Origin of the sequence: Pseudomonas sp. B21-047 (assembly GCF_024748775.1) — a bacterium.
Taxonomy (GTDB): domain Bacteria; phylum Pseudomonadota; class Gammaproteobacteria; order Pseudomonadales; family Pseudomonadaceae; genus Aquipseudomonas; species Aquipseudomonas capeferrum.
On record NZ_CP087169.1, the window covers coordinates 682,501 to 704,496 of the forward strand.

The following is a 21,996-nucleotide window of genomic DNA, read 5'->3' on the forward strand; positions in this document are numbered from 1 at the left end:
GCCCAAGAGTTCATATCGACGGCGGTGTTTGGCACCTCGATGTCGGCTCATCACATCCTGGGGCTGAAGCCGGTCCCAAGGGTATGGCTGTTCGCCATTTAAAGTGGTACGCGAGCTGGGTTTAGAACGTCGTGAGACAGTTCGGTCCCTATCTGCCGTGGACGTTTGAGATTTGAGAGGGGCTGCTCCTAGTACGAGAGGACCGGAGTGGACGAACCTCTGGTGTTCCGGTTGTCACGCCAGTGGCATTGCCGGGTAGCTATGTTCGGAAGAGATAACCGCTGAAAGCATCTAAGCGGGAAACTTGCCTCAAGATGAGATCTCACTGGGATCTAGAATCCCCTAAAGGGCCGTCGAAGACTACGACGTTGATAGGTTGGGTGTGTAAGCGCTGTGAGGCGTTGAGCTAACCAATACTAATTGCCCGTGAGGCTTGACCATATAACACCCAAGCAATTTGCTCATGCAGATTGCGGTGGTGAAGACACACGAACCGAAAGTTCGAATGTACATCACAACATCACATATCCGAATTCGCTAGGCTGTCCATCTGGACGTTCTGGCAACAGAATTTCTTGACGACCATAGAGCATTGGAACCACCTGATCCCATCCCGAACTCAGTAGTGAAACGATGCATCGCCGATGGTAGTGTGGGGTCTCCCCATGTGAGAGTAGGTCATCGTCAAGATTCATTTCGCAAAACCCCTATCTGCGCAAGCAGGTAGGGGTTTTGTCTTTGTCTCGCACAAACACCGGGCTCAAACCGGTCAATAGTCGCCTCCCACATTTCGAGCCAGATCACTAGAATAGAGCCCACGCACCCTTTCAGAAGCTCGATATGCCCAACCCTGTCGAACCCGAAGCACTGGCCCACTTGCCGCTGGACGAACTCGTTGCTTGTCACGAATGCGACCTGTTGCTGCGCAAGCCAGTGCTGCAGCACGATGAAAAAGCCCTGTGCCCGCGCTGCGGCTATGAGCTTTACGCCCACCGGCACAATGTGGTCAACCGCAGCCTGGCCCTGGTACTGACGGCATTACTGCTTTTTGTGCCGGCCAATTTTTTGCCGATCATGCAGCTGCACCTGCTTGGCCAGACTTCGGACGACACGGTCTGGAGCGGGGTGGTGGGCCTGTACAATTCACAAATGCGCGGCGTGGCCGTGGTGGTCTTCCTGTGCAGCATGGCCATTCCTTTGGCAAAGTTGCTGTGCCAGTTGGCGGTACTGCTGAGCATTCGGCTGGATGTGGGGCGCAGCTATGGCCTGTTGTTCTACCGCATCTATCACCACTTGCGCGACTGGGGCATGCTCGAGGTCTACTTCATGGGCGTGCTGGTTGCGATCGTCAAACTGGTGGACCTGGCTGAACTGACCGTGGGGTTGGGGCTGTTCTGTTTCATCAGTCTGCTGTTGATTCAGGTATGGCTCGAAGTGGTGATGTCACCGCATCAGATCTGGAGTGCGCTTTCGGGGGAGGATCTCCATGCGGGCGATTGATGCAGGCATCCTGGTCTGCAATGAGTGTCACCAATTGAACAGGCAGGAGGCCGACAGCGCCTCGCAGACGTGCACGCGCTGTGGGGCCATTGTGCATGGCCGTCGACCGAACAGTATCGTGCGTACCTGGGCGTTGCTGATTGCGGCTTCCATTCTGTACATCCCTGCCAATCTGTTGCCGATCATGACCGTCAGCACCCTTGGCCAGGGTAGCCCCGATACCATCATGTCCGGCGTCATTACCCTGCTCAAGCACGGCATGGTGCCCATCGCTGCCGTGGTGTTCATCGCCAGTATTCTGGTACCTACCTTCAAACTGGTGGGTATTGGCTTGCTGCTGTACTCGGTTCAGCGCCGCCAGCCGCTTTCGGCGCGCCAACGGATCCTGATGTACCGCTTTATCGAATTCATTGGGCGCTGGTCCATGCTCGATATCTTCGTCATCGCCATCCTGGTGGCGGTGGTGAATTTCGGGCGAATTGCCAGTGTCGAAGCCAACCTGGGCGCTGTCGCCTTCGCCAGTGTGGTGATTCTGACGATGCTTGCTGCTTTAACTTTCGATCCCCGACTGATTTGGGATAACACGGAGTCGGATGACGACCATGAGTGACCTGCCTACGGCAAAAACCCGCCCAGCTTCGAACTGGTCGGCCATCTGGATCCTGCCGCTGATCGCGTTGATGATCGGGGGCTGGCTGGCATGGCAGGCCTACCGTGATGCGGGCGTGGAAATCGAGGTTCGCTTTACCACGGGTGAAGGGATCGTCGCCAACAAGACCGAAGTCATCTACAAGGGCATGCCGGTCGGCAAGGTGACGGCGTTGGTGCTGGATGCCAAGGGTGCCAACCAGGGTGTGATTGCCACCATTGAAATGAACAAGGCAGCCGAGCCGCACCTGACTACCGGGACGCGCTTCTGGCTGGTCAAGCCAAGCGTCAGCCTGGCGGGTATTTCCGGCCTGGAAACCTTGGTCTCGGGTAACTACATCGCCGTCAGCCCTGGCGAAGGAGAGAAGGCCAAGCGCTTCAAGGCCTTGTCTACGGCGCCGCCCTTGTCTGACAGTGAGCCGGGCTTGCACCTGACACTCAAGGCTGAGCGGCTGGGTTCGCTCAATCGCGACAGCCCGGTGTTCTACAAGCAGATCCAGGTCGGCCGGGTGAAGAGTTACCGGCTTTCCGATGACCAGGACACTGTCGAGATCAAAGTGTTCATCCAGCCGGCCTACGCCAGCCTGGTGCGCAAACACACGCGTTTCTGGAACGCCAGCGGTATCAGCATCGATGCCAGCCTGTCGGGTGTGAAGGTGCGCAGCGAGTCGCTGTCGAGCATCGTCGCCGGTGGCATCGCCTTCGCGACGCCGGAATACCGCAAGGACAGCCCGCCAACCGACCCCAGCCTGCCGTTTCGCCTGTATGAAGACTTCGATGCGGCCCAGGCCGGGATCCGCATCAAGGTCAAGCTGAGTGACTACGAAGGCCTGCAGGCGGGTCGCACGCCGGTGATGTACAAGGGCATCCAGGTCGGCTCGCTGAAAGCGCTGAAGATGGAAGACAACCTGGGCAGCGCCATGGCCGAGCTGACCCTCGACCCACTCACCGAGGACTACCTGGTCGAAGGTACGCAGTTCTGGGTGGTCAAGCCGTCCATCTCGCTGGCGGGCATTACCGGCCTGGAGGCCTTGGTAAAAGGTAACTACATTGCCATTCGCCCCGGGGAGAAGGGCGACAAGCCGCTGCGGGAGTTCGAGGCACGGCCCAAGGCGCCGCCGCTTGACCTGAAGGCGCCGGGCCTGCACATGGTGCTGTTCGCCGATACCCTGGGCTCGCTGGAAATCGGTAGCCCGGTGATGTACCGCCAGGTGAAGGTGGGCAGCGTGCAGAGCTACCAGTTTGCGCGCAACAGCAACCGGATCCTGATCGGTGTGCATATCGAGAAGGAGTACGAGAAGCTGGTGAACGGCTCATCGCGCTTCTGGAATGTCAGTGGCATTACCCTGACCGGTGGGCTGTCGGGCATCAAGATCAAAAGCGAATCCCTGCAGACGCTCATGGCGGGCGGTATCGCCTTCGACACGCCAAGGCCCGATGTGGTGCTCAAACGCCATATTCCACGCTTCCGGCTGCATGAGAGCCAGGAGGCGGTTAACCGGGCGGGTACATTGATCACCATTCGTGTGGACCGAGCCGACGGTTTGAAGCCGGGTACGCCGATTCGCTTCCGTGGCCTGGACGTCGGCAGCATCGAAAGTGTCGACCTGACTGCAGACTTGCAGGCCGTGATGTTGCGGGCACGCATTACCGAAGCGGCGGAGCGTATTGCACGCGTCGGTACGCAATTCTGGGTGGTCAAGCCTGCGTTGGGCCTGGTGCGCACCGAAAACCTCGACACCTTGATTGGTGGGCAGTACCTGGAAGTGCAGCCGGCGGCCAAGGACAAGGGCACCCAGCGCGACTTTATTGCCCTGGCCGATGCCCCGCAGGTTGCAGGGCCGGAAGTCGGCCTGCCGTTGACGCTCAGCGCCCCGCGGCGCGGCTCGATCAAGCCGGGTGTGCCGGTTACTTACCGTGAGGTCGCGGTAGGCAAGGTGACAGGCTTCGAACTGGGCCAGAGTGCCGACCGCGTGCTGATTCATATCCTTATCGAGCCGCGCTACGCAGCATTGGTGCGCAGTGGCAGCCGCTTCTGGAACAGCAGCGGGTTTGGTTTCGATTGGGGGCTGTTCAAGGGAGCCACGGTGCGTACCGAATCGCTGGAGACGCTCATCGATGGCGGTATTGCCTTTGCCACGCCGGATGGCGAGCAGATGGGCAACCCCGCGCGGCCGCAGCAGACCTTTGCCCTGTTCGACAAGGCAGAGGATCAGTGGCTGCAGTGGGCGCCGAAGATCCCGATCGCCAAGTGATTCAACAGGAGGGGCGCCCCGGCAAGGGCGCTCCTGCTAGAAGCGCGCGGGTAAACAGTTAAATCGCAGGCAACAAAAAACCGACCCTAGGGTCGGTTTTTTGACAAGCATGTCGCTTAGGCAGCTGCAGCTTCTTTCAGCGCCTTGATGTGGCCATTCAGACGGCCTTTGTGGCGAGCAGCTTTGTTCTTGTGGATGATACCTTTATCGGCCATGCGGTCGATTACTGGTACAGCCAGAACGTAAGCGGCTTGCGCTTTTTCAGCGTCTTTTGCGTCGATGGCTTTAACTACATTCTTGATGTAGGTGCGGACCATGGAACGCAGGCTGGCGTTGTGGCTGCGACGCTTCTCAGCCTGTTTTGCACGTTTCTTGGCGGAAGGTGTGTTGGCCACCGTCGAGCTCCTCGAAAGACTTTAGGTAAATAGCAAACAAAATAGGCCGCGAATCATGCCGATCAGTCGAACGGATGTCAAGGCCACCTGCAAGGTTCCGCCGAGCGGTGCGCCAACAAGAGGGAAAGATTCCTTTCTGCTGCGCGACCTGTAAACTCGGGAATTTTGGCTCCCCTGCGAAGGCGCGGGAGTATCGCACATTCGAACGCTCTCTGCAGCGTCCTCTGTCTCTGACGTGAATCTTTTCGATGAATTTGCTGAAATCTCTGGCCGCGGTCAGCTCGATCACCATGATTTCCAGGGTGTTGGGCTTTGTGCGCGACACCATCCTGGCGCGTGTCTTTGGTGCCGGCATCGCCACTGATGCCTTTTTCATCGCCTTCAAGTTGCCCAACCTGCTGCGACGGATCTTCGCCGAAGGTGCGTTCTCGCAGGCTTTTGTGCCCATCCTGGCCGAGTACAAGACCCAGCAGGGCGATGAGGCCACCCGTACCTTCATTGCCTATGTCAGCGGTCTGCTGACCCTGGTCCTGGCCTTGGTCACCGTCGTTGGCATCCTTGCCGCGCCTTGGGTGGTGTGGGCGACCGCGCCAGGGTTCGTCAACAGTGCCGAAAAATACGCACTCACCACCGACCTGTTGCGGGTGACGTTTCCTTATATATTGCTGATATCGCTGTCGTCCCTGGCGGGGGCGATCCTCAATACCTGGAACCGCTTCTCGGTCCCGGCGTTCACCCCGACCTTGCTGAACGTGGCGATGATCTTTTTCGCCGTGGTGCTCACGCCGTATTTCGACCCGCCGATCATGGCGTTAGGCTGGGGTGTACTGGCGGGCGGCCTGGCCCAGCTGCTGTATCAACTGCCGGCGCTGAAGAAGATCGGCATGCTCGTGCTGCCCCGCCTGAACCTGCGTGACACGGGTGTATGGCGCGTGCTCAAGCAGATGCTGCCGGCGATTCTCGGGGTCTCGGTCAGCCAGATATCGCTGATCATCAACACCATCTTCGCCTCGTTCCTGGTGGCCGGCTCGGTGTCGTGGATGTACTACGCCGATCGGCTCATGGAGCTGCCGTCCGGCGTGCTGGGCGTGGCGTTGGGCACCATCCTGCTGCCTACCCTGGCCAAGACTTACGCTAATAAAGACCGCGAAGAGTACTCACGTATCCTCGACTGGGGCCTGCGCCTGTGCTTTTTGCTGGTGTTGCCCTGCACCCTGGCAATGGCCATCCTCGCCGAGCCGCTGACCGTGGCGCTGTTCCAGTACGGCAAGTTCAGCGCGTTCGATGCGGCCATGACCCAGCGCGCCCTGGTTGCCTATTCTGTGGGCCTGTTGGCGATCATTCTGGTCAAGGTACTGGCACCCGGCTTCTATGCGCAGCAGAATATCCGCACGCCGGTGAAGATCGCGGTGTTCACGCTGGTCTGCACCCAATTGTTGAACCTGGCCCTGGTCGGCCCGCTGGCACATGCCGGGCTGGCCCTGGCGATCAGCCTCGGGGCTTGCCTGAATGCCGGCCTGCTGTTCTGGAAGCTGCGCAGCCAAGGGCTGTTTGAACCGCAACCCGGGTGGACCAGGTTCCTGTTCAAACTGGTGTTGGCAGTGACATTGATGTCGGCGGTATTGCTGGCGGGCATGCACTATATGCCGGCCTGGGAGCAGGGTGGCATGCTCGAGCGCTTCGTGCGTCTCGGGGTGTTGATCCTGGCAGGTATCGTCACGTATTTCGGCTGCCTGTACCTGTGCGGCTTCCGGCCTCGGCATTTCGCCCGCAAGGCCCTGCACTGAAGCCAAGCGCACGTCAGGCGTCGGTTTTTCGCATTCCACGCCACCCCCGGGCGCTGCTGCCTGTCACCGGCGCCCGGGTGTGGTTATAATCGGCCACTTTATGAGCAAGAAGCGCGTTATGCAGCTGGTTCGAGGTCTTCACAACCTGCGCCCCGAGCACCGGGGCTGTGTCGCCACCATTGGCAACTTCGACGGGGTTCACCGCGGCCACCAGGCAATCCTGGCGCGTTTGCGCGAGCGTGGCCAAGCACTTGGCCTGCCGACCTGCGTGGTGATCTTCGAGCCACAGCCGCGCGAATACTTTGCCCCCGATACCGCGCCGGCGCGCTTGGCGCGGCTGCGCGACAAAATCGAGCTGCTGGCTGCCGAAGGCATCGACCGGGTGTTGTGCCTGGCGTTCAATCAGCGCCTGAGCAAACTCAGCGCCGATGAATTCGTCAAAGCCATCCTGGTCGACGGCCTGGGCGTGCGTCACCTCGAAGTGGGCGACGACTTCCGCTTCGGCTGCGACCGCGCGGGCGATTTCGCCTTCCTGGTCGAGGCGGGCGACAAGTATGGGTTTACCGTCGAAGCCGCCAACACCGTAATCCAGGACGGCCTGCGGGTCAGCAGCACCGAAGTGCGCAAGGCTCTGGCCGAAGGTAACTTCGAGTTGGCCGAGCACTTGCTGGGCCGCCCGTACCGCATCACTGGCCGGGTCTTGCACGGCCAGAAACTGGCGCGCCAACTCGGCACGCCCACCGCCAACATTCAGCTCAAGCGCCGCCGCGTGCCGCTGTCCGGGGTTTACCTGGCCAGCATCGTAATCGACGGCAAGGCCTGGCCGGGTGTCGGCAATATCGGCGTGCGCCCCACCGTTGCCGGTGATGGGCGCCCGCACCTGGAGATTCATCTTCTGGATTATGCCGGCGACCTGTATGGCCGGCGTCTGACGGTGGAGTTCCACCACAAGCTGCGTGAAGAGCAGCGATTCGCCTCCCTTGAGGCGCTGAAGTCGGCGATCGACGCGGACATCGCCGCCGCACGTGCACATTGGCACGCTCAACCGCTAACGAAGAGCCTGAAATGACCGACTACAAAGCCACGCTAAACCTTCCGGACACCGCCTTCCCGATGAAGGCCGGCCTGCCTCAGCGCGAACCGCAGATTCTGCAGCGCTGGGACAGCATTGGCCTGTACCAGAAGCTGCGCGAAATTGGCAAGGATCGTCCGAAGTTCGTCCTGCACGACGGCCCGCCCTATGCCAACGGCAAGATCCACATCGGTCATGCGCTGAACAAGATCCTCAAGGACATGATCGTCCGTTCCAAGACCCTGGCGGGCTTTGATGCCCCGTACGTGCCGGGCTGGGACTGCCATGGCCTGCCGATCGAACACAAGGTCGAAGTCACCCACGGCAAGCACCTGTCTGCCGACCGCACCCGTGAACTGTGCCGTGAGTACGCCGCCGAGCAGATCGAAGGGCAGAAGACCGAGTTCATCCGCCTGGGTGTGCTGGGCGACTGGGACAACCCCTACAAGACCATGAACTTCGCCAACGAGGCCGGTGAAATCCGTGCCCTGGCCGAGATGGTCAAGCAAGGCTTCGTGTTCAAGGGCCTCAAGCCTGTGAACTGGTGCTTCGATTGCGGTTCGGCACTGGCCGAAGCCGAGGTCGAATACGCCGACAAGAAATCCCAGACCATCGACGTGGCCTTCCCGGCCGCCGATGCCGACAAGCTGGCCGCCGCCTTTGGCCTGGCCGCGCTGGCCAAGCCCGCCGCCATCGTGATCTGGACCACCACCCCGTGGACCATCCCGGCCAACCAGGCGCTGAACATCCACCCGGAGTTCAAGTACGCCCTGGTCGACACCGGCGAGCGCCTGCTGGTACTGGCCGAAGAGCTGGTCGAGGCGTGCCTCAAGCGTTACAACCTGGAAGGTTCGGTCATCGCCACCGCCCAGGGTTCGGCCCTGGAGCTGGTCAACTTCCGCCACCCGTTCTACGACCGCCTGTCGCCGATCTACCTGGCCGACTACGTCGAGCTGGGCGCCGGTACCGGTGTGGTTCACTCCGCGCCAGCCTACGGTGAAGACGACTTCGTCACCTGCAAGCGCTACGGCATGGTCAACGACGACATCCTCACGCCGGTGCAGAGCAATGGCGTGTACGTCGAGTCGCTGGACTTCTTCGGCGGCCAGTTCATCTGGAAGGCCAACCCCGCCATCGTCGAGAAGCTGAGCGAAGTCGGCGCGCTGATGCACACCGAAACCATCAGCCACAGCTACATGCACTGCTGGCGCCACAAGACCCCGCTGATCTACCGCGCCACCGCGCAGTGGTTCGTCGGCATGGACAAGCAGCCAAGCACCGGCGAGCCGCTGCGTGAGCGCGCGCTCAAGGCCATCGAAGAAACCAAGTTCGTCCCGGCCTGGGGCCAGGCGCGCCTGCACTCGATGATCGCCAACCGCCCGGACTGGTGCATCTCGCGTCAGCGCAACTGGGGTGTGCCGATCCCGTTCTTCCTGCACAAGCAGACCGGCGAACTGCACCCGCGCACTGTCGAACTGATGGAAGCCGTGGCCAAGCGCGTCGAGCAAGAGGGCATCGAGGCCTGGTTCAAGCTGGACGCCGCCGAACTGCTCGGTGACGAAGCCGGCCAGTACGACAAGATCACCGACACCCTGGACGTGTGGTTCGACTCCGGCACCACCCACTGGCACGTGCTGCGGGGTTCGCACGACATCGGCCACGCCACCGGCCCGGTCGCCGACCTGTACCTGGAAGGTTCCGACCAGCACCGTGGCTGGTTCCACTCGTCGTTGCTGACCGGTTGCGCCATCGACAACCACGCGCCGTACCGCGAGCTGTTGACCCACGGCTTCACCGTGGACGAAAACGGCCGCAAGATGTCCAAGTCGCTGGGCAACACCATCGAGCCGGAGAAGGTCAACAACACCCTGGGTGCCGACATCCTGCGCCTGTGGGTTTCGGCCACCGACTACTCGGGTGAGATGGCGGTTTCCGAGCAGATCCTGCAGCGCAGTGCCGATGCCTACCGGCGTATTCGCAACACCGCGCGCTTCCTGCTTTCCAACCTGTCGGGCTTCGACCCGGCCCGCGACCTGCTGGCCCCCGAGGACATGCTGGCCCTGGACCGTTGGGCTGTGGACCGCACGCTGCTGCTGCAGCGCGAGCTGGAAGAGCACTACAGCGAGTACCGTTTCTGGAACGTCTACTCGAAGATCCACAACTTCTGCGTGCAGGAGCTGGGTGGCTTCTACCTCGACATCATCAAGGACCGCCAGTACACCACCGGCGCCAACAGTGTTGCCCGTCGTTCGTGCCAGTCGGCGCTGTACCACATCAGCGAGGCGCTGGTGCGCTGGATCGCACCGATCCTGGCCTTCACCGCTGACGAAATCTGGCAGTACCTGCCGGGCGAGCGCAACGAGTCGGTGATGCTCAACGGCTGGTACCAGGGCCTGAGCGAGCTGCCGGAAGGCACCGAGCTGGACCGTGCCTACTGGGATCGCGTCATGGCGGTCAAGGCGTCGGTCAACAAGGAGCTGGAAAACCAGCGTACTGCCAAGGTCATCGGCGGCAACCTGCAGGCCGAAGTCACCCTGTACGCTGACGAAGGCCTGAGCGCCGACCTGAGCAAGCTGGGCGACGAGCTGCGCTTCGTGCTGATCACCTCGGCTGCGAGCGTGGTGCCGTTCGTGCAGGCACCGGCTGACGCCGTGGCTACCGAAGTCGAAGGCCTCAAGCTGAAAGTGGTGAAGTCCGGCCATGCCAAGTGCGGCCGTTGCTGGCACTTCCGCGCCGACGTCGGCAGCCACCCGGAGCACCCGGAAATCTGCAGCCGTTGCGTCGATAACCTGAGCGGCTCGGGCGAGGTGCGTCACTATGCCTAACCCGGCAGTGGGGCGCTTCGGGCGCCTTGCATGGCTTTGGCTGAGCTTGCTGGTCCTGGTCCTCGACCAGGCCACCAAGCTGTATTTCAACAACGCCTTGAGCATGTACCAGCAGATTGTGGTCATCCCTGACTACTTCAGCTGGACCTTGGCCTACAACACCGGCGCCGCTTTCAGCTTCCTCGCTGATGGCGCTGGCTGGCAGCGCTGGCTGTTCGCCCTGATCGCCGTGGTGGTCAGTGCCGTACTGGTGGTGTGGCTCAAGCGCCTGGGGCGCAACGAAACCTGGCTGGCCGTGGCGCTGGCGCTGGTGCTGGGTGGCGCCATTGGCAACCTGTACGACCGCGTCGTGCTGGGCCATGTGGTCGACTTCATCCTGGTGCACTGGCAAAACCGCCATTACTTCCCGGCCTTCAACGTGGCCGACAGTGCCATCACCGTTGGCGCGGTGATGCTGGCGCTGGATATGTTCAAGAGCAAGAAGTCCGAGGATCCGGTCCATGACTGACACCCGTATCGGCCAGAACACCGAAGTCACCCTGCACTTCGCACTGCACCTGGAAAACGGCGACACCGTCGACAGCACGTTCGACAAGTCGCCTGCCGTGTTCAAGGTAGGTGACGGCAACCTGCTGCCAGGTTTCGAAGCCGCGCTGTTCGGCTTCAAGGCCGGCGACAAGCGCACCGTCACCGTGGCCCCGGAAAACGCCTTCGGCCAGCCGAACCCGCAGAACGTGCAAATCATGCCGCGTTCGCAGTTCACCGACATGGAGTTGTCCGAAGGCCTGCTGGTGATCTTCAACGACGCCGCAAACGCCGAGCTGCCGGGCGTGGTCAAAGCCTTCGATGACGCGCAGGTGACCATCGACTTCAATCACCCACTGGCTGGCAAGACCCTGAGCTTCGAGGTGCAGATCCTCGACGTGAAGGCCTTGTAAGCCTGGAGCCGAGCATGCAAATCAAACTCGCCAACCCTCGCGGTTTTTGCGCGGGGGTCGACCGGGCGATCGAGATCGTCAACCGTGCCCTGGAAGTCTTCGGCCCGCCGATCTACGTGCGCCATGAAGTGGTGCACAACAAGTTCGTGGTCGAAGACCTGCGCAACCGCGGTGCCATCTTCGTCGAAGAGCTGGACCAGGTGCCGGATGACGTCATCGTCATCTTCAGTGCCCATGGTGTTTCCCAGGCCGTGCGCCAGGAAGCCGCTGGGCGTGGCCTGAAGGTGTTCGACGCCACCTGCCCGTTGGTGACCAAGGTGCACATCGAAGTCGCCAAGTACAGCCGCGACGGCCGTGAGTGCATTCTCATCGGCCACGAGGGGCACCCGGAAGTCGAAGGCACCATGGGGCAATACGACGCCAGCAACGGCGGCGCCATCTACCTTGTCGAAGACGAGGACGATGTCGCCAAGCTGCAGGTGCGCGACCCGGACCACCTGGCCTTCGTCACCCAGACCACGCTGTCGATGGATGACACCAGCCGTGTCATCGATGCCCTGCGTGCGCGCTTCCCGAACATCGGTGGCCCGCGCAAGGACGACATCTGCTACGCCACCCAGAACCGCCAGGATGCGGTCAAGCAACTGGCCGGTGAGTGTGACGTGGTGCTGGTGGTCGGTAGCCCGAACAGCTCCAACTCCAACCGCCTGCGTGAGCTGGCCGAGCGCATGAGCACCCCGGCCTATCTGATCGACGGTGCCGAGGACCTGCAACGTGCCTGGTTCGATGACGCAGCTCGCATCGGCATCACAGCGGGTGCTTCGGCCCCCGAAGTGCTGGTGCGCGGCGTGATCGAGCAGCTCAGGGCTTGGGGCGCCACCGGCGCAGAAGAGCTGGATGGGCGCGAGGAGAACATCACCTTCTCCATGCCCAAAGAGCTGCGGGTTCGCTCGCTGATCTGATCAGGCACCTGCGCACAAGGGCTCACTCAGTTCATCTGTGCGCAGGCTGACCCTGCCGCTGGTCGCCAGTACCACCCGGTACTGGCTGGCCGCTGCGCCAGCCTGGCAAATGTGCAATGTGCCACCCAGCAAGTTGGCGTTGCGCCCCTGTGGCACGCCCAGTGCGCTGAACTTCACCTGTTGTCCGGTATTCGCGACAATCCTCAGAGGCCTTACCAGGCGCTGCTCGCGCAGAACCTGCTGATTGTGCCCTAGCATCACGCGCCAGCCCTTGCCCCAATCACTTTCCAACGGCAGCACCAGCACCGCCTGGCCTTGCAGCAACGCGTGGCTGCGCGCGCTGCGCAGTGCTTGTGCCAGGTCGCGCGCTGCGGTTGCCCTGTGTAAGCCTTCAGAGAGGTCGTTGTAGGCCGGCATCCCCAGCTGTATCAGAACGGCCGCCATGGCCAGCGCCAACATCATTTGTATCAGTGTTGCACCCTGTTGCCGCACCGTGCATTTCTCCCTGGAAGTGCTTCGCTTCAGCTTCAAGGTCGCCGGGCAATTGATCCAGTCGCCCAGTGAGTAATCAGTTGCAGGAAAAGTCGCAGGGGGCGCAGGGATGCGAGCGATGGAAGGGGGCATGACGCTCCTCGAGGTATTACTGGCCATGGTGGTGGTGGCGGTGGGCATGTTTGCCGCTGGCGCCTTGCAGGTGCGCGCACTGCAGGCAACCGACAGTGCGCGGCACGATGCACAGGCCGCCTTGTGGGCGCACACCCGGCAGGAACGGGCCAGGGCCGCAGGCGAGCCGAAGGCGCAGCCATGAGCCGCACACAAGTCGGCTTCGGTTTGATCGAGGGGGTGCTGGCGCTCGCCATCGGTTTGCTGCTGCTGGCAGCGGCCAGCCAATTGTTCGTGTCTGCCCATGACACTTGGCGCCTGCAGGGCGCGGCCGCACGCTTGCAGGCTGATGCCCGCCTGGCGTTGCAACGCATGGCCCAGGACATTCGCATGGCCGGCATGTTCGGCTGCCTGCGCCTGCAGCCCGACGACTTCACCGACCCGCTAGCGCTTCAAGCCTTCGCCCAGCCCCTGCAGGTGGGCGCGAACAGCCTGAGCCTGGTAGTGGCCGAGCTGCCCGGGCACACCGGTGCCCCGGACTGGACGCTGCTGACCAACTGCATCGACGAGGCTCACGTGCACAGCGGGCGAGTTGATGGCAGCCAGCACCCCTTGGCAATCCCCATAAGCCAGCACCTCTATGTGCTGGATGGCACGACCTTGCGGTTCCGCCGACGAGGGGCTAGCCAGCCGCTGGTCGACCATGTGCGTGAGATGCGTGTGGCGTTTGTCGAAGCACCGCAAGGTGGGCGGGTGGATGTGCACCTGACGCTGTTCGAGCCCACCCTGGGCATAGAGCAGCAGCACGCCTTGAGCGTGGCGCTGCGCAATCCGCTGGCCGGCCCATGAAGCGCCAGCGCGGTGTGGTGTTGCTGTTGGCACTCGTGCTGAGCTTGCTGCTTGGCTTGCTCGCGGCCTCGGCCTTGCGCGATGCGCTGGTGGAGACCCGCATGGCTGGCTTGTGGCGTGACGGTTTCGAGGCACTCGAGCAAGCCGAGCAGGCATTGCTGGCAGGTGCCGCCCAGCTACAACTGTCACCGCCCCCAGCGTGCCAGCCCTGCCAACCACCACCGCGGCCGCATGACTTGCAGGGCAACTGGCAGGGCACCGCAAGCGGCTTCTTCCAGGTGCAGAACCTTGGCCGAAGTGACCGTGCCGCGCACCTGCCCGAGGGCCAGCAGGCTACCTTGTTCAGGGTCACCGCCGTCAGCCGGCAAGCCCGGTCGCGGCATGTACTGGAAGCGGTGTATGCGCTGTCAGGTGATGAGGTGCGGCGCATCCTTTGGCGGCAGCGATTGAGGGAACCCTGACATGCAGCAAGGCCTGAGCCTTATCGAGTTGTTGATTGTCGTGGCCGTGACCGGCATTCTGGCAGCCATTGCCTACCCCAGTTACAGCGAGCAGCTTCGGCGCGCCGCACGCAGCGAAGTGGTCGGTCTGCTGCAGGATGCCGCCCTACGCCTGGAGCGCCATCGCGTTCGCACCGGCCAATACGCCGAAGGCGACCCGGCACTGCCCAGCGGCAACCGTTACTACAGCCTGCACGCCCAGCGCGACAGCGACACCTTCTTGTTGCTCGCCCGCAGGCTGCCGCATGGGCTGATGGCGCAGGACCGCTGCGGTGACTTTCAGCTCGATCATGCAGGCGTGCACAGCAACCTGGGCAGCCTGGACAGCAGCGAGCAGTGCTGGGGAAGCTGAAGCATGAATGGTGCCCGGTGCATCGCGGTTTTACTTCAGGTGTTTGGATCGACAGATGAGCAAGCAAGTAGTGGTGGTCGGCGGCGGGGTTATCGGCCTGCTGACGGCGTTCAACCTGGCGGCGCACGTCGGGCAGGTGGTGGTGTGTGACCAGGGCGAGGTCGGGCGAGAGTCGTCCTGGGCGGGCGGCGGCATCGTCTCGCCGTTGTACCCTTGGCGCTACAGCCCGGCAGTGACCGCCCTCGCCCATTGGTCGCAGGACTTCTACCCACAGCTGGGCGAGCACCTGTTCGCCAGCACGGGTATTGACCCAGAAGTCCACACCACCGGCTTGTACTGGCTCGACCTGGACGACGAGGCCGAAGCGCTGGCCTGGGCGGCACGCGAGGGGCGGCCACTGAGTGCCGTGGATATCTCGGCGGCCTATGACGCGGTGCCGATACTGGGCCCGGGCTTCAAGCACGCCATCTACATGGCGGGCGTGGCCAACGTGCGTAACCCGCGGCTGGTCAAGTCGCTGAAGGCTGCATTGCTGGCATTGCCCAACGTGACCTTGCGCGAGCACTGCCAGATCACCGGCTTTGTTCAGGACGCTGGGCGCGTGACTGGCGTGCAGACAGCGGACGGTGTGCTGCAGGCCGATGACGTGGTGCTCAGTGCTGGCGCCTGGAGTGGCGACCTGCTGCGCACGCTTGGCCTTGAGCTGCCGGTGGCGCCGGTGAAGGGGCAGATGATTCTGTTCAAGTGCGCCGAGGACTTCTTGCCGAGCATGGTGCTGGCCAAGGGGCGCTATGCGATCCCGCGCCGTGACGGGCACATTCTGGTGGGCAGCACGCTGGAGCATGCCGGCTACGACAAGACCCCGACCGAGGATGCGCTGGCGAGCCTCAAGGCTTCGGCGCTAGAGCTGTTGCCGCAGCTCAAGGATGCCGCGGTGGTCGGGCATTGGGCGGGGCTGCGGCCGGGGTCGCCTGAAGGTATCCCGTATATTGGGCCGGTGCCGGGGCATGACGGGTTGTGGTTGAACTGCGGGCATTACCGTAATGGGTTGGTGCTGGCGCCGGCTTCGTGCCAGTTGTTTACTGACTTGCTGACGGGGGGGGCGCCGATCATTGATCCGGCGCCGTATGCGCCGGCGGGGCGTTTGGGCTGAGATTGCCGGGCCCGCTTGGCGGGCCTTTCGCGACGCAAGGCCGCTCCTGCAGGGGCGGGATCATTCAGCTTTCACGCCACTATCGGCGCCTGCAAATGCCGGCTCGGATAGTGCTGCTCATACACCTTGCACACCCGCAGCACCTGCTCATCGGCAAACCGCCCGGCGACCACCTGCAACCCCACTGGCAACCCTTCGCGGGTAAATCCGCACGGCACCGAAGCCGCCGGTTGCTGGGTCAAGTTGAACGGGTAGCTGAACGGCGTCCATTCCATCCACTGCGCCATCCCCGAACCGGGCGGCACGTCATGCCCCGCCTCGAACGCTACCCGTGGCAGCATCGGTGACACCAGCACATCGTAGCGCTGGTGAAAGGCATTCATCCGCGCAATCAGCTCAGCCCGTGCTTCCAGCGCTTGGGTGTACTCGCTCAGGCCCACCCGCGCCCCTTGCTCGGCTATCCCGCGCAGCCCTGGGTCGAGCAGTGCCCGCTGTTCATCGCCAAAGGCACTGGCCAGCCGCGCCGCGCCGGCGAACCACAGGGTGTTGAAGGTCTCCAACGGGTCAGCAAAGCCCGGGTCGACTTCCTCCACTTGCGCCCCCAGCCGGGCCAGGCGTTGCACCGCTTGCGCGACCAGCGCCTGAACCTGCGGGTCGACCTGCACGTAGCCGAAGTCGGCGCTGTAGGCGATGCGCAAACCGCTGAGGTCGTGGCCCTCGCCCAGCCATGGTGCCTGCCGCGGTGCCCCGGCCAGCCCGTCGCGGGCATCCGGGCGGGCTACGCAGTCGAGCATCAGCACTGCGTCGTCGACAGTCCGGGCCATTGGCCCGAGGTGCGACAGCACGGTCATGGCGCTGGCCGGCCATTGCGGCACGTAGCCGAAGGTGGGCTTGATGCCGAAGGTGCCGGTAAAGGCACAAGGAATACGGATCGAGCCACCGGCATCACTGCCCTGGTGCAGCACGCCCAGGTTCAGCGCGGCCGCCGCCGCCGCGCCACCGGAGGAGCCACCTGCCGTCAGGCGGGTATCCCAGGGGTTGCGGGTGATGCCGTAAAGCGGGTTGTCGGTTACCCCCTTCCAGCCAAACTCCGGTGTCGTGGTCTTGCCGACCAGCACCGCGCCGGCCTCGCGCATGAATGCAGTGAAGGGCGCATCGACGTCCCAAGGGCCTGCGCCGCTGGTGGTGCGGGAACCCTTGCGCGTGGGCATGCCACGGGTCAGGGTCAGGTCCTTGATCGACGCGGGCACACCGTCCAGGCGGCCACAGGGCTCGCCGCGTTGCCAGCGTTGTTCGCTGGCGCGGGCGGCGGCGCGGGCGCCTTCACCGTCCACGTGGCAGTAGGCGTTGACCGCTGGGTTGTGCTGGTCGATGCGCGCCAGTACATCGTCGATCACCTCGACCGGCGACAGCTGGCGGCGCTGGTACAGTTCAAGCAGTTCGACGGCGGTGAATTCGCCGATGGCAGTCTTGCTGGTCATCTCAATGCGCCCCCTGATTGGCGGCCTGGAACATGGCGCGCAGCAATACGTCGCAGCCGTCGGCCAGGTCCTGGGGCGCGGCGTTTTCGATTTCGTTGTGGCTGATGCCGCCTTCGCACGGCACGAAAATCATCCCGGCCGGGCCCAACTCGGCCAGGAAGATGGCGTCGTGGCCGGCGCCGCTGACGATGTCCATATGGCTCAGGCCCAGCTCGCGTGCACCCTGGCGCACGGCATCGACGCACTGCTCGGCGAAGTACAGGGGCGGGAAGTCGGCCGTCGGCGTCAGTTCGAAACGCAGCCCGTGCCGTGCCGAGCTGGCTTCGATCACCTCCCGTACCTCGGCGACCATGGCGGCCAGGTGGGTGGGGTCGAGGTGGCGCAGGTCGAGGGTCATGTGCACCTGGCCCGGGATCACATTGCGCGACCCCGGGTGCAGGGTCAGGCAGCCCACCGTGCCGCAGGCATGCGGCTGATGGGCGTGGGCCACACGGTTGACCGCCGCGACCACTTCAGCGGCGCCAACCAGCGCGTCCTTGCGCAGGTGCATCGGGGTGGGGCCGGCGTGGGCTTCGACGCCCGTCAGCACCAGGTCGAACCATTTCTGCCCCAGGCAGCCCTGGACCACGCCGATGGTGGTGCGCTGGTCTTCCAGCACCGGGCCCTGTTCGATGTGCGCTTCGAAATAGGCGCCCACGGCATGCCCGGTGGGCACGCGCGGGCCGGCATAGCCGATACGGGCCAGCTCGGCACCTACCGACAGGCCCTGGTCATCGACCTTGTCCAGGGTGTCCTGCAGGCCGAACTTACCGGCGAACACCCCCGAGCCCATCATGCACGGCGGGAAGCGCGAACCTTCCTCGTTGGTCCACACCACCACTTCCAGGGGCGCTTCGGTGGTCAGTTGCAGGTCGTTGAGGGTGCGGATAACCTCCAGCCCGGCCATTACCCCGTAGCAACCGTCGAACTTGCCGCCGGTAGGCTGAGTGTCGATATGGCTGCCGGTCATGACCGGCGGCAAGGCCGGGTTTCGCCCTGGGCGGCGGGCAAAGATGTTGCCGATGGCGTCGATGCTGACGGTGCAGCCGGCCTCGGTGCACCAGCGCACGAACAGGTCGCGGGCCTGGCGGTCGAGGTCGGTCAGCGCCAGGCGGCACACGCCACCCTTGGCGGTGGCGCCGAGTTGGGCCAGGTCCATCAATGATTGCCAGAGGCGCTCGCGGCTGACCTGTGCGCCTTGGCCGAGCAGGTGCTGCGAGGGGGCGATGCGGGTATTCATGGGCATTCTCCTTTCAGGCGCTCAGGGCCAGGTAGCGGTTTTTGATGCTTGGGTCGTCGCGGAACTGCGCGGCGCTGCCCTGGTAGGCCACACGGCCTTGTTCGAGTACGTAGTGGCGGTCGGCGAGGGCGTCGCAGACCATCAGGTTCTGCTCCACCAGCAGGATCGACAGGCCTTCACCCTTGATCCGCCGCAGGATCTTCACCAACTCGTCGACAATCACCGGGGCCAGGCCTTCGGTGGGTTCATCGAGAATCAGCAGCTTGGGGCCGTTGAGCAGGGCGCGGGCGATGGCCAGCATCTGCTGCTCACCGCCAGAGAGGGCGAAGCCGCCGTTGCGCCGCCGCTCTTTAAGGCGCGGGAACATGCTGTAGACGTCTTCGAGCTGCCAACGGCTGCCCTTGCGCACGGCGATCTTCAGGTTCTCTTCGACGCTGAGCTGGCGGAAGATGCCGCGATGCTCGGGTACCAGGGCGATGCCCTGGCGGGCAATGTCGAAGATTTCGCGGCCGACCAGTTGCTGGCCGTCGAAACTGATCTGCCCCTGACGAGGGCGCACGATGCCGAGGATGCTGCGCAAGGTGGTGGTCTTGCCGGCGCCGTTACGGCCCAGCAAGGTCACCAGCTCGCCGTCCCCGACCTGCAGCGAAACCCCTTCGAGCACGTGGCTTTTGTCGTAGTACGAATGGATCGATTCGACGTTGAGCATCAGGCGGCCTCTCCAAGGTAGGCGGTGCGCACGCGCTCGTCGTTGCGCACCTGTTCAGGGGTGCCCTCGACCAGGATCTGGCCGTGGCTCATGACGGTAATGCGCTGGCTGATCGACATGACGATGCTCATGTTGTGCTCGATCAGTAGCACGGTATGGTCGCGGCCCAGGTCGCTGATCAGGTCGGTCATCACTGGGATATCGTCGATGCCCATGCCCGAGGTGGGCTCATCGAGCATCAGCAGGGTCGGTTTGGCACAGATCGACATGCCCACTTCCAGTACCCGCTGCTGGCCGTGCGACAGCTCGCCGGCCAGGGTCTCGGCGCGGGCCGTGAGCTTCAGGCGTTCGAGCACCTGGTCGGCGGTGTTCCAGTGGCTGCGCTTGTGCTCCACGCTGCGCCAGAAGTTCAGCGCGCCCAGGCCGTCGCGGCCCTGGGCGGCCAGGCGCAGGTTTTCGCGCACCGACAGGTTCTGGAACAGGCTGGTGAGCTGGAACGAGCGCGCCATGCCCAGTGCCACCCGGCCGTGGGACGGCTTGCGGATGATGTCGCGGTCGTTGAAGAGGATCTTGCCGGCGGTGGCCTGGCGCTCGCCGGTCAGGCAGTGGAACAGGCTGGTCTTGCCGGCGCCGTTGGGGCCGATGACGGTGTGGATGGTGCCGGCGCGAACTTTCAGGTCGACGCCTGCGACCGCCTTGAACGGCCCGTAGGCCAGCTCCAGGTTACGGGTTTCCAGCAGGTAATCGCTCATCACAAGGTCTCCTTGGTCTTGGCTGGGGCCTTGTCATCGGCCGTACGCGACGCCAGCAAGCGCTTGCCGAGTGCCGCCAGCCCGCCCCACAAACCACCGCGCATGAACACCACCACCAGGATCAGGATCGCCCCCAGCAGCATCAGCCAGCGTGGCCACAGCTCCGACAGCACATCGCCCAGCACCACGATGGCGCCAGCCCCCAGCAGCGAGCCGAACAGCGAGCCGGTGCCGCCGACGATGGTCATGATCAGGATGTTTTCGCTCATCATCAGGTCGATGTTCGACAGCGGTGCGAAGTGCAGCAGCATCGCGTACAGCGCCCCGGCGATGCCGGTGATGGCGCCAGACAGCATGAACACCAGAATCTTGAAGTGGCGCGTGTCGTAGCCGATGGCGGCGGCGCGGGTTTCGTTCTCGCGGATCGCCAGCAGGGTGCTGCCGAACGGCGAACGGATCACCCGCAGGGCACCGGCGAATATCAGCAGGAACAGCACCGCGACGAACACATAGAAGTGCCGAGGGTCGGCTAGGTCGACCAGCACGTGGCCGGCGATTTCGATGTTGGGCCGCGGCACGTCGAGCAGGCCGTTGTCACCGCCGGTCCAGCCGCTGAGGGTGTAGGCCAGAAAGTAGGCCATCTGGCTGAACGCCAGGGTCAGCATGACGAAGTAGATGCCTGTGCGGCGGATGGCCAGGGCGCCCACCAGCAGCGCCAGGAAGGCACCGAACACCGCTGCGCCGCACAAGGCGCCGAGCATGCCCCACTTCAGGTGGATCATCAGCAGCGCCGCGCCGTAGGCGCCCACGCCGAAGAAGATGCCCTGGCCGAACGACAACAGGCCGGTGTAGCCGAGCAGCAGGTTGCAGGCCAGCGCCGCCAAGGCAAAGATCAGGATCTCGGTGGCCAGGGTGGCCGACGGCAAGATCAGCGGCAACGCCACCAGGCTGGCGAGCACCAGCAACAGCAGGGCAGGCGTGCGGCCAAGGCCCATGGGCAATGCAGTTTTATTGCTCATCGTCATGCTCTCCCGAACAGGCCATAGGGACGAACCAGGATCACCGCCGCCATGGCGCCGTAGATCATCAGGCTGGCGCCTTGCGGCCAGAGGCTGCTCATCATGCTTTGCACCACCCCCACCAGCAGCCCGCCGACCAGCGCACCGCCGAACGAGCCCATGCCGCCGATCACCACCACCACGAAGGCGATGCCGAGGATTTCCGGGCCGACGAAGGGCTGCGCGCCACGCAGCGGTGCAAACAGCACGCCCGCCACGCCGGCCAGGCCCACGCCCAGGGCGAAGGTCAGGGAGAACAGGCGGAAGATATTGGTGCCCAGCAGCGAAACGGTTTCGGTACTTTCGCTACCCGCGCGGACCAGCGCGCCGAAGCGGGTGCGCTCGAGCAGCAGCCACAGGCCCAGGCCGATCAGCGCGGCGAAGCCGATGAGGAACAGGCGGTAGTACGGGTAGATGAAATCACCGAGGATCAGCACCCCGCGCAGCTCCGGTGGCACGGCGATGTTCTTGCCCACCGGGCCCCAGATCAGCACCGAGGCCTCCTGGATGATCAGCGCGATGCCCAGGGTGACGAGGATCTGGAAGGTGTGCGGCAAGTGGTAGATGCGTTTGATCAGCAGGCGCTCGACCGCCCAGGCCAGCGCCGCCACCGCCAGTGGGGCAATCAGCAGCGCCAGCCAGAAGTTGCCGGTAATCGCCACCGCTGTGTAGCACAAGTAGGCGCCCAGCAAGAAGAACGCGCCGTGGGCGAAGTTGACGAAGTTGAGCAGGCCGAAAATGATCGTCAGGCCCACGGCGATGAGGAAGTAGATCATCCCCAGGCCCAGGCCGTTTAGCAGTTGGAACAGGTACAAATCGAGCATGAGTGTGCCCTCGACAGCGCGTGGTGCGGCTGCCTGTACGAGTGGTTTTGACTA

General features: G+C 63.5%; 22 protein-coding genes and 2 rRNA genes (1 of these 24 only partly in view). 16 read left to right on the top strand and 8 right to left on the bottom strand.

All coding sequences use genetic code 11. From position 1 onward, the window contains the following. From LOY26_RS03090 to LOY26_RS03110, 5 genes are all read left to right on the top strand, one after another. A 23S ribosomal RNA gene (locus tag LOY26_RS03090) occupies nt 1–441 on the top strand (it extends 2,452 nt beyond the left edge of the window). A 133-nt stretch (nt 442–574) separates the two neighbouring features. Continuing rightward, nucleotides 575–690, top strand: a 5S ribosomal RNA gene (rrf, locus tag LOY26_RS03095). 150 nt (nt 691–840) lie between these two features. Beyond that, nucleotides 841–1,500 carry a paraquat-inducible protein A gene (locus LOY26_RS03100; RefSeq protein ID WP_033701471.1) on the top strand — a complete coding sequence of 220 codons (660 nt, stop codon included), beginning with the start codon at nt 841–843 and terminating at the stop codon, nt 1,498–1,500. Then, a complete protein-coding gene (locus LOY26_RS03105; RefSeq protein ID WP_033701470.1) occupies nt 1,487–2,110 on the top strand; it encodes a paraquat-inducible protein A in 624 nt (207 codons plus the stop codon). The genes LOY26_RS03100 and LOY26_RS03105 overlap by 14 nt, the downstream gene beginning before the upstream one ends. Beyond that, nucleotides 2,103–4,403 carry a PqiB family protein gene (locus tag LOY26_RS03110; protein ID WP_047582848.1) on the top strand — a complete coding sequence of 767 codons (2,301 nt, stop codon included), beginning with the start codon at nt 2,103–2,105 and terminating at the stop codon, nt 4,401–4,403. Before LOY26_RS03105 ends, LOY26_RS03110 begins: the two co-directional genes overlap by 8 nt. Before the next feature lie 116 nt (nt 4,404–4,519). On the opposite strand, the gene rpsT is transcribed toward LOY26_RS03110, so the two are convergent. Further along, nucleotides 4,520–4,798, bottom strand: a complete 279-nt coding sequence (rpsT, locus tag LOY26_RS03115; protein WP_003247625.1) for a 30S ribosomal protein S20 — start codon at nt 4,796–4,798, stop codon at nt 4,520–4,522. A 248-nt stretch (nt 4,799–5,046) separates the two neighbouring features. Here rpsT and murJ point away from each other — a divergent pair, with 248 nt between their 5' ends. From murJ to ispH, 6 genes are all read left to right on the top strand, one after another. Beyond that, nucleotides 5,047–6,585: a murein biosynthesis integral membrane protein MurJ gene (gene murJ, locus LOY26_RS03120; protein ID WP_258714382.1), complete on the top strand. Its 1,539-nt coding sequence runs from the start codon at nt 5,047–5,049 to the stop codon at nt 6,583–6,585. Between the two features lie 118 nt (nt 6,586–6,703). Next, a complete protein-coding gene (gene ribF, locus LOY26_RS03125; RefSeq protein ID WP_186660639.1) occupies nt 6,704–7,654 on the top strand; it encodes a bifunctional riboflavin kinase/FAD synthetase in 951 nt (316 codons plus the stop codon). Next, a complete protein-coding gene (gene ileS, locus LOY26_RS03130) occupies nt 7,651–10,482 on the top strand; it encodes an isoleucine--tRNA ligase (protein ID WP_186665972.1) in 2,832 nt (943 codons plus the stop codon). The genes ribF and ileS overlap by 4 nt, the downstream gene beginning before the upstream one ends. Further along, nucleotides 10,475–10,990, top strand: a complete 516-nt coding sequence (gene lspA / locus LOY26_RS03135; protein ID WP_033701462.1) for a signal peptidase II — start codon at nt 10,475–10,477, stop codon at nt 10,988–10,990. Before ileS ends, lspA begins: the two co-directional genes overlap by 8 nt. Beyond that, nucleotides 10,983–11,420 carry an FKBP-type peptidyl-prolyl cis-trans isomerase gene (gene fkpB / locus LOY26_RS03140; protein ID WP_033701461.1) on the top strand — a complete coding sequence of 146 codons (438 nt, stop codon included), beginning with the start codon at nt 10,983–10,985 and terminating at the stop codon, nt 11,418–11,420. Before lspA ends, fkpB begins: the two co-directional genes overlap by 8 nt. Nucleotides 11,421–11,434: 14 nt before the next feature. After that, nucleotides 11,435–12,382: a 4-hydroxy-3-methylbut-2-enyl diphosphate reductase gene (ispH, locus tag LOY26_RS03145; protein ID WP_186660629.1), complete on the top strand. Its 948-nt coding sequence runs from the start codon at nt 11,435–11,437 to the stop codon at nt 12,380–12,382. Here ispH and LOY26_RS03150 read toward each other — a convergent pair whose 3' ends face one another. Continuing rightward, nucleotides 12,383–12,874, bottom strand: a complete 492-nt coding sequence (locus tag LOY26_RS03150) for a GspH/FimT family pseudopilin (protein WP_186660627.1) — start codon at nt 12,872–12,874, stop codon at nt 12,383–12,385. Between the two features lie 109 nt (nt 12,875–12,983). Here LOY26_RS03150 and LOY26_RS03155 point away from each other — a divergent pair, with 109 nt between their 5' ends. Genes LOY26_RS03155 through thiO form a run of 5 tightly spaced genes read left to right on the top strand, consistent with a single transcriptional unit; the run spans nt 12,984 to nt 15,839 of the window. Next, the gene (locus LOY26_RS03155; protein WP_186660625.1) at nt 12,984–13,190 is read left to right on the top strand and encodes a prepilin-type N-terminal cleavage/methylation domain-containing protein; all 207 of its coding nucleotides are present in this window, start codon (nt 12,984–12,986) and stop codon (nt 13,188–13,190) included. Next, complete coding sequence (locus tag LOY26_RS03160) at nt 13,187–13,834, top strand: PilW family protein (protein WP_186660623.1); 648 nt, start codon at nt 13,187–13,189, stop codon at nt 13,832–13,834. The genes LOY26_RS03155 and LOY26_RS03160 overlap by 4 nt, the downstream gene beginning before the upstream one ends. Beyond that, on the top strand, nt 13,831–14,295 hold the full coding sequence (locus LOY26_RS03165) for a hypothetical protein (protein ID WP_186660621.1): 465 nt from the start codon (nt 13,831–13,833) through the stop codon (nt 14,293–14,295). The genes LOY26_RS03160 and LOY26_RS03165 overlap by 4 nt, the downstream gene beginning before the upstream one ends. Before the next feature lies 1 nt (nt 14,296). Continuing rightward, a complete protein-coding gene (locus LOY26_RS03170; RefSeq protein WP_033701454.1) occupies nt 14,297–14,686 on the top strand; it encodes a type IV pilin protein in 390 nt (129 codons plus the stop codon). Between the two features lie 55 nt (nt 14,687–14,741). Continuing rightward, nucleotides 14,742–15,839, top strand: coding sequence for a glycine oxidase ThiO (thiO, locus tag LOY26_RS03175; protein WP_033701452.1), 1,098 nt, complete (start codon nt 14,742–14,744; stop codon nt 15,837–15,839). A 71-nt stretch (nt 15,840–15,910) separates the two neighbouring features. Here thiO and LOY26_RS03180 read toward each other — a convergent pair whose 3' ends face one another. Genes LOY26_RS03180 through LOY26_RS03205 form a run of 6 tightly spaced genes read right to left on the bottom strand, consistent with a single transcriptional unit; the run spans nt 15,911 to nt 21,942 of the window. Then, nucleotides 15,911–17,320 carry an amidase gene (locus tag LOY26_RS03180; RefSeq protein ID WP_258714383.1) on the bottom strand — a complete coding sequence of 470 codons (1,410 nt, stop codon included), beginning with the start codon at nt 17,318–17,320 and terminating at the stop codon, nt 15,911–15,913. 1 nt (nt 17,321) lies between these two features. Next, nucleotides 17,322–18,599, bottom strand: coding sequence for a Zn-dependent hydrolase (locus tag LOY26_RS03185; protein ID WP_408980755.1), 1,278 nt, complete (start codon nt 18,597–18,599; stop codon nt 17,322–17,324). A 13-nt stretch (nt 18,600–18,612) separates the two neighbouring features. Beyond that, complete coding sequence (locus LOY26_RS03190; RefSeq protein WP_186660615.1) at nt 18,613–19,308, bottom strand: ABC transporter ATP-binding protein; 696 nt, start codon at nt 19,306–19,308, stop codon at nt 18,613–18,615. Then, nucleotides 19,308–20,060: an ABC transporter ATP-binding protein gene (locus tag LOY26_RS03195; protein WP_033701448.1), complete on the bottom strand. Its 753-nt coding sequence runs from the start codon at nt 20,058–20,060 to the stop codon at nt 19,308–19,310. The genes LOY26_RS03190 and LOY26_RS03195 overlap by 1 nt, the downstream gene beginning before the upstream one ends. Next, complete coding sequence (locus LOY26_RS03200) at nt 20,060–21,079, bottom strand: branched-chain amino acid ABC transporter permease (RefSeq protein ID WP_258714384.1); 1,020 nt, start codon at nt 21,077–21,079, stop codon at nt 20,060–20,062. The genes LOY26_RS03195 and LOY26_RS03200 overlap by 1 nt, the downstream gene beginning before the upstream one ends. 2 nt (nt 21,080–21,081) lie before the next feature. Further along, a complete protein-coding gene (locus tag LOY26_RS03205; RefSeq protein ID WP_033701444.1) occupies nt 21,082–21,942 on the bottom strand; it encodes a branched-chain amino acid ABC transporter permease in 861 nt (286 codons plus the stop codon). Nucleotides 21,943–21,996 lie beyond the last annotated feature (54 nt).